The sequence below is a fragment of the Robinsoniella sp. genome (assembly GCF_034124845.1).
This window is the reverse complement of sequence record NZ_JAWYAJ010000103.1, coordinates 20,493-31,646: the sequence shown is the minus strand read 5'-3', so window position 1 is coordinate 31,646 and position 11,154 is coordinate 20,493. Positions and strand designations below refer to the sequence as shown.

Annotated in this window: 7 protein-coding genes; all 7 read right to left on the bottom strand. The window is 44.9% G+C overall.

From position 1 onward, the window contains the following. Positions 1-1,615: InlB B-repeat-containing protein (locus ACH2DQ_RS05150; protein WP_394915386.1), on the bottom strand; the 1,615-nt coding region annotated here is incomplete at its 3' end. A gap of 464 nt (positions 1,616-2,079) precedes the next feature. Continuing rightward, complete coding sequence (locus ACH2DQ_RS05145; protein ID WP_394915387.1) at positions 2,080-3,498, bottom strand: leucyl aminopeptidase family protein; 1,419 nt, start codon at positions 3,496-3,498, stop codon at positions 2,080-2,082. 96 nt (positions 3,499-3,594) lie between these two features. Next, positions 3,595-4,920: an alpha-L-fucosidase gene (locus ACH2DQ_RS05140; RefSeq protein ID WP_394915388.1), complete on the bottom strand. Its 1,326-nt coding sequence runs from the start codon at positions 4,918-4,920 to the stop codon at positions 3,595-3,597. 193 nt (positions 4,921-5,113) lie between these two features. Then, on the bottom strand, positions 5,114-7,738 hold the full coding sequence (locus tag ACH2DQ_RS05135; RefSeq protein WP_395025824.1) for a transglutaminase domain-containing protein: 2,625 nt from the start codon (positions 7,736-7,738) through the stop codon (positions 5,114-5,116). A 91-nt stretch (positions 7,739-7,829) separates the two neighbouring features. Beyond that, positions 7,830-8,738 carry a carbohydrate ABC transporter permease gene (locus tag ACH2DQ_RS05130; protein ID WP_394915390.1) on the bottom strand — a complete coding sequence of 303 codons (909 nt, stop codon included), beginning with the start codon at positions 8,736-8,738 and terminating at the stop codon, positions 7,830-7,832. Between the two features lie 12 nt (positions 8,739-8,750). After that, positions 8,751-9,689 carry an ABC transporter permease gene (locus tag ACH2DQ_RS05125; protein WP_394915391.1) on the bottom strand — a complete coding sequence of 313 codons (939 nt, stop codon included), beginning with the start codon at positions 9,687-9,689 and terminating at the stop codon, positions 8,751-8,753. A gap of 75 nt (positions 9,690-9,764) precedes the next feature. Continuing rightward, positions 9,765-11,154: extracellular solute-binding protein (locus tag ACH2DQ_RS05120; RefSeq protein WP_395025821.1), on the bottom strand; the 1,390-nt coding region annotated here is incomplete at its 5' end.

The following is an 11,154-nucleotide window of genomic DNA, read 5'->3' as shown; positions in this document are numbered from 1 at the left end:
GTATCCAGAAACGGCTCTTGTCCCAGCCTATAAAGGTATGACCTTCCCGTACTGGTTTTGGCGGGCTGAACGCACTGCCTCCATCTACGATATACTGCGGGTTCAGCAGTGCTTTTCCGTTATAATCCACAAACTCCACTTTATGTGTATGGTATTTCCCCGTGTAATACGTCGCCTTAATAGTCTGGTTTCGGTACACATTCGTATACAGAAAGTTCCTGTCCCAGCCTGCAAAAGTATACCCCTCTATCTCTTCCGGCTCCGGCGGTACACCGTCCTCTCCTTCCACTACGATTTCCTCTTTTAAGATTTGCTGGGTGGCCTTGTTATTACGGTATCCGTAATAATTCAGCGTATAGGTCTTATGCTCACCTTCCCGGTATCGGGCTGTCAGCTTCGTATCCTTATGTATCCAGAAACGGCTCTTGTCCCAGCCTATAAAGGTATGACCTTCCCGTACTGGAATTAACGGGCTGTAAGCACTCTCTCCGTCTGGGATATGCTGCGGATTCATCAGTGCTTTCCCGTTATAATCCACAAACTCGACTTTATGCGTACTGTATTTCCCCTTATAATACAACGCCTTAATAGTCTGGTTTCGGTACACATTTGTGTACAGGCGGTCCCTGTCCCAGCCTGCAAAGGTATATCCTTCTATCACTTCCGGCTCCGGCGGTACACCATCCTCGCCTTCCACTACGATTTCCTCTTTTAGAATTTGCTGGGTGGCTTTATTATCACGGTAACCGTAATAATTTTGCGTATAAGTCTTATATACGCCCTCCCGATATTGGGCATTTAGCGTTTTATCCTCTCTGATATAGAACCGGCTTTCATCCCAACCTAAAAAAGTGTACCCCGCCCTCTCCTGCACCGCAGGGCTAGCGGCACTGCCACCGTCCTGTACATACTGCCGGTTTCCTACAAGTCTTCCATCATAATCCCGGAAAGTAACAACATGGGTTGCAAATTCCCCGACAGCATATTGTGCATATACATTCCGGTTGTTTGTCACCCTGGTATAATCTCCGCTCCATCCGAGAAAGGTATACCCTGGTTTTTCCGGAGCTCCCGGTTCTTCTGCCGCTTCCCCTTCCGTTACTGTCTGTTTATCTACGATTACATTATCTGCAATAAATGTTACCGCATATGTTTTTTCTGATGTCCCCTTCTGTGAAAAATTATCCTCGAAAACTACGGTTTCCGATTCTGTTTCCATATCCTCCGTAACTTTCTCCTCTGTTTCTATATCCAGTAAATTTTCCTCAGCAGAGTCCTCCATTTCAATATCATCAGCATCTTCTGTCTCTATTTCGGTAAACGCTTCTGTTAACACCTCCGTTTCCATTTCTGATTGCAGTTCTTCCTCCGATATTTCTTCTGAATCCCAATTTAACGATACTTCCTCATTCTCCTCAGATTCTGTTTCCAGTGAGTACTTCTCCATATCCTCTACTGACTCAGTTACTTCAGCTTTTCCTGCTCCTGTCTCTGCCCTGCGTATCCCGGCATCAGCCAGAACCGTGCTCGGCTGCGCGAATATCATTACGATCGCCAGAAGCAGCGCAGTGCATCTTTTCCATTTTGTACAAAAAAATGTATTTCTCATCTTCATAACCGTCTCTCCTCTTTTCGACATATTTTTACAATACTATCATATATCCATCACATATATTTCCATGATGTATTAAATAGCTCCAAATAAGTCATAAACAGGCGTTATGGCTATAAAAAAGACGCTTCCTTACTGCCAGATCCTGTAGACATGCTGCGTTGTAAAAAAGTAAACTAAATTTTGTATCTGCTTCTTTAAGAAACACCGTAATAAAAAAATCGCCACTCGATTGTAAGTGACGATTTCTAAAAATTTATTTTATTGTTATCAAATAAGCCAACTGTAATCCTTACGGCAATCCAAGATATAATCTACATATACGATGTCATTTTGAATTTGATAGAACGAAATCAATACACAAAGAAAAATTTTGCGTTACAAGTCCATCAATTGTTACTGTTCACGCACAACACGATCTGACTTTTTGACCGCAGGGGCGTTGCCGCAAAGAACGAAAAGATGATTCAGCCTCTCAGCCAACGATAAATCGTATCTATCGTCGCACCGGTAGCGCCCTTTGCCTGGAATTCATACAGCGGTCTTCCAACATGTGCCGTTCCTGCAATATCCAGATGAATCCATGGCACCTGGTTGGCAAAATGCCGGATGAAAAGGCCTGCCGTAATTGCACCGCAGAAACTTTCACCCATATTTTTAATATCTGCGATTTCACTATCCAGCATCTTTTCATTTTCCCGGTAGAATGGCAGACGGCAGAAATATTCCCCTGTGCCTGCTGAAGCTGCTTCCAGCTCACTCCAGATCCGGTCGGAATCGGAGATTACTCCGGTTACATGATTTCCAAGTGCATTAGCCATGGCGCCTGTAAGAGTTGCGATGTCCAGCACTCTTGTAACCTTTTCCTCCATTACGGCATAGCTCACTCCGTCAGCAAGGATCAGGCGGCCTTCCGCATCGGTATTTAATATTTCAATCGTCTGTCCGGAGTAGGAAGTTATGACATCTCCGGGAAGCAGGCTTCCTGCTGTCAGGCGGTTTTCACAGATGGGAATGATACAGGTCACATTGACTCTGGCGTGGCTTTTTGACAATGCCCTGATCACCGAGGCCGTCACCGCACCTCCCGCCATATCTCCATGCATGCCAATCAGGGAATCCCTGGATTTCAGGCAATAGCCTCCGGTATCCGATGTTACACCTTTTCCTACCAGACCGGTGATCTCTTTACTTTGCGGATCTCCCTTGTAACGCAGAACGCACATGCAGGGAGGAAATTCACTGCTGCCCCCAACTGCATTTAGTGCACCCATGCCCATTTCCTGCAGCTTTTCGTAATTATAGAGAACATATTCTATTTCGCAGTCCTTTACATGCTCTTCAATTTCTTTTGCCAGATCCATGGGACGCAGTTTATTTCCCGGCATATTCACCAGGTTTCTCGTAAAGGTCACTGCATCTCCCAGAATTTCCCCTTCTCTTTGGAGTTCCTGGGCCTGTGCCAGCTGATCCTCCGGGATTCCGGCGAGAAAAATTTTATGTTCTCCTGCCTTTGCATCTTTTTTATAGGTCAAACCTTCCGCCAGACCAAGGCGAATGCTTTCCACACACTTTTCAACGCATTGGATGCCGCATATTTTCAGAAACTCTGAAATATCAATCACTGCTTCTGCTATTTCACAGCACTTCACTTCTTTTGCCGCTTTTGCAAGCAGTTCCTTCAATTGCAGTATGGTTACCTCTTCCGGTTTTCCCATCCCTATTAAAACCCATATTTTTCCATCCGCGTCTGTTAAGACCCGGCTTTGCAGATATTTTCCCTGAAAAACAGCCGATACCTTTGGAAAATCTTCGACTAAAGAAGACCCTTCCCCATAAAAACGAACGATACAATTTGCAGAACTTTCATTACCTATTGTTATCATAATACACTCCTTTCAGATCCTCCCATTGCAATTTACGGTGTTTGAAGTTGATTTCAAACACGCTCTGGTCTTAGATAGCTGTTGCCAGCCCTTCTTCTATTTTAACGATATTTCCACCACCGTATCATGTTCATCCGGCAGCGGATAGCAGTCACTGCTATGGGTATCAAAGAAAAAGAATGCATTTTCCCCATATTCCTTTAAGTTCCAGAAAAATGTTTCCTTCACTTCAGACCCATCTTTTAACAGACGCATATGGTCCACCATTCCCGCCATCTTCTCCAGACAGATTGCCCCTGCCTGCTCTTCCATGACATGTGCGTAAAGTTTTTTGCCATTCTGGGTAAATCTTCCCCACTCAGGCTTTGGAAATTCTGACAGCCCGCAGCCATAGATACTTTTTCCGTTCTGCTTCATCCACGTTCCTACTTCTTCCAGAATTTCTACCGATTCCTTTGGAATCTCACCTTTGGCGTTGGGTCCTACATTTAAGATTAGGTTTCCGTTTTTGCTGACACACTCTACCAGCATATGAATGACCATTTTCGCTGATTTATAATGATAGTCATGAGCCGCATATCCCCAGTTATTATTCAGGGTAATACATGCCTCCCATGGTATGGGGCTGCCGCCCTCATCCCGGATCCCTTCCGGCGGAACCATTTGTTCCGGTGATGCAAAATCTCCGGAATATGGAGTGGGATTCATTGTGCGGATCGATCCTGCATTTTCTGCGCTTCCTTCCAGCCGGTTGTCAATTACGATATGGGGCTGGATGCTTCTTACCATTTCTATCAATTCCGATGCTTTCCACTTTTCACAATTCATGGGACCATAAGAAAAGTCAAACCACATCAGGTCTAAGTGCCCATAATTTGTCAGCAGTTCTTTGACCTGTCCATGCATATACGTAAGGTACCGGTCAAAATCATGTACTTTTCCTTTAAAATCTTCATTGTCCCTCATTGGATGGAACTTGTCCCCATAATGGGGAAAGTCTGGATGACGCCAGTCAATTATGGAAAAATACAGTCCCACGCGAATTCCCTCAGCACGGAATGCATCCAGAAACTCCCGTACAAGATCCCTTTTACAAGGTGCATTGGTGGACTTAAAATCTGTCAGCGCCGTGTCATACAGGCAGAACCCGTCATGATGCTTTGCTGTTAATACCGCATATTTCATACCTGCTTTTTTCGCCAGCCTTGCCCATTCCTTCGGATCATAATTTTCTGTGGTAAATTCGTCAAAAAACTGGTCGTATTCTTCCTTCGGCATCCGTTCCGTGCTGCGCACCCACTCTCCTCTTGCGGGAATGGAATACAGACCCCAATGAATAAACATTCCGAATCTTGCGTCACAGTACCACTTCGTTCTCTCAGTTCTTGCTTCTACTACCTGGTTTCCCATTTTATCACTCATTGCATATCCTCCTATTTTATTATAGTGCCTCCCGGTTTGAATACGTCCATAGAATGCCTGACATCGGTATCAGGAGCACGTCTGTAAATCAACGAACAGTGCCTCCCGGCATCAATACGTAGATATATAGTGCCTGATATCTGCGTCAGATGTGCGTCTCTATCGTGACGTATTTACACGGTGAGGTACCAGATTACTTACATATTCTCAGCAGCATCTGACCGGTTCCCACGTTGTATCCGCTCACTGCGTATACGGTGCAGAGATCTTCTTTGAAAGCCAGCACAAGGGGCAGCTGATCCGGATCCACATACACGCTTCTGGCAAGGGTCTGTACATTTTCCTGGAAATCATCATACAATATCTGTATATCAGGAAACGCATCCAGTACTTTATCAAGGGCCTCATCGGACCTGTCGGGTTTTTGCCGGAAGATAAAGCACAACTTTGCCCCGGATTTTAAAAATGCTTCCCTGTTGTCATACAATTCATTTAAAATATGGTCGGAAGGCTCTTTGTTTTCTTCCAGCCAAAAAAGGAAAAGCATATGGGATGCATCCAGAGAAGATGCCGGGATCTCCTTCTTATTTTCATCCAAAAGCTTAAAATTTTCAACTGTTATTTCTTCTAACATGTCTGAAATTTTTGCTTCTTTTTTGGACAGGACAATACTCTTCTCCTGCCCTTTCGCCAAAGAGAAATAATATTTTCTGGCAAACTGGGTGCCATTTGGGAGGCGGTTAACCGTGATCAGCCTGTACTCTCCTGCTGAAACAGGCAGATTAATCCCCTTTTCACCACAGCGGCTGCCCTCCAGAACCAGAGAATTCCATCCCTCGTCTTCCAGTTTGCCCAGACTCCAGTTGCCGGAATAAATCCATTCCGTTTCCGAACCGTCCCCCATTACCGTAATGGCTGCATCCGGTTTTGTTTTTTCCAATACAGCAGCAAAATGATTTCCGTCATAGTATTCCATTGCCCCTTCTGCTTCCGTCAGCCTTGCCGGTATCCCAATGGAACGGCAGACCGCCACAAACAGAATTTTTTTAGATAGAAAACTGCCGGACGTTACTTTTAAGCAGGCACAAGGGAAGGTTATCAGATTCTCCTGCTCAGCCTCCGGTTTTTCTTTTACATAATCATCTATGTAGTTCCATAGCAGAAGTGGGTCGTTTTTAAATTCCTGCTTTTGTTCTGAACTGAAATATGTACATAGCCAGGTACGCCAGCAGCTCAGCGGCTCTCTGGATATTCTGGGGGAAAGCAGGTACGGCACATATATTTCCTTTGGATACTTATCTGCATAGGTGTTCGCTTCCCTGCAGTGCTCAGCCAGGATATCTGCTCTCAGATCCTGATAATCCTTTTCCCGCAGGCTTTCCAACAATAAAAGTTTGTCTTCCCACAGATTTTCCTCCTGCCCAAAATTCCAATTCAGGAATCGCATCACCTCTGCCTGGTTCCCTCTGGATGCTTTCAAAATCGGCAGAACTCTGTCCGCATCCTCTTCTTTTTCCAGTATAATCCCAGTTTCATCTGCTTTCGCTTTACGTGTACTTCCAGCATCATCTGACTTCCCTTGCGGCGCAATCCCCGCAATCCCCACGAAATCAATTTCACGCTCAAATCCATCTATCTTTCTACGCAGCGCTTCCGCCGCAGCTTTACTTTTCTTTCGACCCAGTTCCTTCTGTTCTTCGCTTAGCGGAACCGGATTTACCGGGGCTGCTGCCGGAGGATAAAATTCCAGGTCCTCCCAGACATCTGGTTTCCAGGCTTCTTCTGACAACTGCAGAACCGTTTTCTCTTCTTTACGTGTATCGACACATCTTTCTGCCCATCTGCCGTCTTTTGCAGCAAACAGATACAGGCTTCCCAGACCGGTCAACAGCTCTGCTTCTCCATTTTGATCCGTCCGTACAGATGCTGCCGTATCCAGCTGTGCATAATTTAATATTTGAAAATCTACTTTGACTCCTGCACAGGGCTGGTTATTCTGGTCCAGAACCTTCACCTTAATTTTCCGGGTTCTCGCATACTGACGGGTCAGATTTACCGATACTGCGCTGCCATTTAGCAAGATCTCTTCGTGCTGCGGCGCTTCCACATCAAACCATCTTGCTTCTACCAGCATAGCCCTGGAGGAAGCACCGGTGAACCAGCCCTTATTCAGGATTTCTTCCGGTTCACAAGCCCCCAGGAAGTACCACTTACCGTCACACCATACCTCTACCCAGGCATGATTGTCATCGCAATGGGACCATCTGGGCACAAATACCTGCCTTGCCGGTATCCCAAGGCTTCGAAATACCGATACTGCAAATACCGACTCTTCCCCGCACCTTCCGGCTCCGCTGCGGAACACCGTAAGAGGCGGTGCCGTCCGGTCATCGGTTGTCTGGTAAGCCGCTTCCCTGGCACACCAATAATTTAGTGAGATGACATCTGCGATCCTGTCTTTTCCGCTGATACAGTCCTTTGCCGCATCACGGAAAAACTTCCTGCAGGGCACAATCTCTTCGCTGCTGATCCGGTGGTAAAGCACATAGTTTAAGAAAATTTCCCCGGGCATATCCCGGCAATATTGTTCCTGCTCCCACAGCGCAATTCCATTTTCAGCATAATCAAGAAAAACCTCAAACTCATAATTCGCCGCATCACTGAGAGGCATTATGGCATAGAGGTATTTCAGCGCAAACCCCAGGCTGCCCTGGTACACGGCAGCCTTCTTTTCTATTTCTTCTCTTTTTTCTCCCAGAAGGGAAAGTTTTTTCCTGTAAGCCTCTGTAATCTTATGTTCATATTCTTCTGAATACATGTGATACCGTTCCTTTCCAAAGCATTCCTGCCAGCATGCAGATGGCGGGAATGTATTTCAAACACAATGCTCCAACCGGTCAGTTTTAGCATTAACCCTTCACCGCCCCGATCATGACACCCTTTACAAAATGCTTCTGCACAAACGGATAGATTAAAAGTACCGGAAGTGAAGCTACCACTATTGTGGAATATTTTAGCAGGTCTGTCAATCCCCTTTGTGCCGCAACAGACGATACATCACTGATCATCGTGTAATCTATCTGATTCTGTATCAGAATTTCCCTCATGATAATGGTCAGGGGCTGAAGTTTCTGATCCTTTAAGTACAACATCGCATCAAAATAGGAGTTCCACTTAGCCACGCCATAATACAGGGTCAATACTGCCAGAATGGGTTTACACAGCGGGGTTACGATTCTTAACAGATATTTAAAAGGCGTACATCCGTCAATACTTGCCGCCTCATACATTTCATCGGGAATCGAATTTACCATATAGGTACGGCAGATAATCATATTGTATGTAGACATGGCACTTGGAATAATCATCGCCAGCCTGCTGTCAATCAAACCCAATTTCTGAACCACCATATAAGTTGGTACCAGCCCGCCGCTGAAATACATGGTAAATACAAACAGCATCGCCAGTTTATTTCTTGCCGCAAATTCTCTTCTGGATAATGGATACGCACAGAGCATGGTCATCACAAGATTGATTACAACCCCTACTGCCGTATATAAAATGGAATTAAAGAATCCATTCATAATCTTTGTATTCTTAAATACTGCCGCATATCCCCGCAGGGTTGGATTGACCGGTAAGAGAAATACTTTTCCGCTGACAACTGCCTGGGGATCGGAAAAAGATGCACTTACAATATAGATCAGCGGCAGCACAACGATTAAAAATACAGCCGTCAGTATCACATACACCATAATAATAAATACTTTGTCTCCAAACGAGGAGTTTACAAACTTCGACCATTCTTTCTTATTCATGTCTTCTCCTCCTTACCACAGACTTGTCTCGGTAACTTTTTTACAGACCTTATTTACAATCACCAGCAATACAAAGCTGACAATAGACTGGAACAGGCCTGCCGCCGTCGAGAAACCAAAGTCGGAGTTCACAATACCCACCTTGTATACGAAGGTGGAGATAACCTCTGACACCCCGCTGTTTAGAGAATTCTGCATCAAAAATACTTTATCGAATCCAATATTCATGACACTTCCGCAGTTAAAGATCAGCATGGTAATAATCGTGGGCAGAATCGCCGGAAGATCCACATGCCAGATTCTCTGTAGCCTGGATGCACCATCCATCCTTGCCGCTTCCTTTAGCTCAGGGCTTACCCCTGCCAGAGCCGCGATGTAAATAATTGCGGAATAACCCGCTGTCTGCCACAGCCCGCTCCACACATACAGGCCCCGGAACAGCTTCACATCTCCAAAGAAGTTAATAGGATCAATCCCAATTTTTCCAAGAAGAATATTGATTACCCCCGTCCGCAGATCCATCATCTGCATCATCATGCCCACCATTACAACGGTAGAAATAAAATATGGCGCATAGGTAACCATTTGAATTGTCTTTTTATAACGCACACTCCGCATTTCATTTAATCCGATTGCCAGAATAATTGGAAGCGGAAAATTAATCAATAAGGTATACACACCCAGTACAAGTGTATTAATGATAACCTTTGAGCTGGAAGGTGACATCAGAAACTGCTGGAAATATTTAAACCCTACCCAGTCGCTGCCAAATATTCCTTTCCGGATACTATAATCCTTAAATGCCATCAATATTCCGCCCATGGGAATATATGCAAAAACAAATGCATAAATTGCAGGCACTGCGATAATCAGCCAGAACTGCCAGTTAGAAGTCTTAATTTTATTTTTTTTATCCACACGGACCTTTGCTGTTTTTGTTACTGCTTTCAAGCAAATCCCTCCTTCTTTAAAAGAAGCCGTTACCATAACCTGTCTTATGCAACGGCCTCTTTCCTATATAACCGCTTACTTGTCTTTTCCCATCTGTCTTTCATATGCGGTCTGGTATACACCTAATAAGGTCTGCAGTCCGGCGTTATCAAGCCCCTGCTTAAAGGACTCCCAGTCTTTATCCAGATCTTTTTGTCCTGTGATAAATGCTACCTGGTTCTCTGCAATATATTTTTCTACTTCCACGCCTACGGTCTGGATATCCGTTGCTTCCTGATCCGTCAGCTTTAACTGCGGCATAATATCCAGTTCTCCTTCTTTTTGTGCATATGGTTCCTGAAGGTTCTTGCTTGCTTCATAAAGCATTTTTTCTAATCCCTCTGCAGATCCGATGTCAACATTGGGGTCTACCGCCTGGCCCAGACGGTAATCAGCCGGTGCTACACGAATCCCGATATCCTGCCAGTCATGGTTCTGGGTATCCGGAGAGTAGGCATTGAGTACTTTATATAAAGCAGGTTTTCCGTTTAAGCCTACTTCCCCTTCCGGATTCAATATCCAGTCCTTGCCTTCCTCTGCCCCGTACTGAGAACACAGGTCCCCTGTTTCCGTGAAGAAGGTATCTACCCAGCGAAGTGCCGCTGCGGGATCTTTACATTTATCCGTAATACATAAACCAAATTCATCTACTCCGGAGTATTTGAAAAATGGAGTAATCTGTGTTCCATCCGGTCCTTTTACCGGAGACATAGCTACATAATCCCTGTAAAACTCATTATTTTCCGCAGGGTCAATGACATCGGACAGCGTTCCGGCAGGTACAAATAATACCGGTTCATCTTCCTGGTTCATCAGCGTTCTCACCTGTTCCTGGGTCTGGGTGAAATCTCCGTCATAGATATAACCCTGTTTGTAAAGCTCGCTCATATATTTAAGGCCTTCTTTGTACTTATCGTCTGTAGCAACGCAGACTACTTTTCCCTCCGGCGTTACTGCAGTCTTATCCCGTACAGCCTGTTGTTTTCCCGGGTCTAAAATGAATGATCCCATCATCCACTCTTCAAAGTTCGCATACCAGCCATTTTTAGCATTTGCACCTGCAATTGCAATTCCATCCGGTTTATACTCTTTGAATTTCTTGCATACTTCCATAAATTCTTCCGTTGTGGTAGGAATATCCACTCCCATCGCATCCAGGTACTTCTTATTTACCCACATTTTTCTGCCATACATGCAGTGATAGCAATCATTAATTTCCGCTATGGAATAGATATGCCCATCTGTCTGACGGGTAAGATCCATATACTGGCTCATCATCTTCATATAATTGGGCATATTTTTCTCAATCAGATCATCCAGTTGGATAATCACACCCTCTTTTACCCCATATTTAGCTAAATTGGGGTCTACCCCCAGAATGATATCCGGATAGTCGCCGGATTGGAGTGCCATATTCAGCTTATCC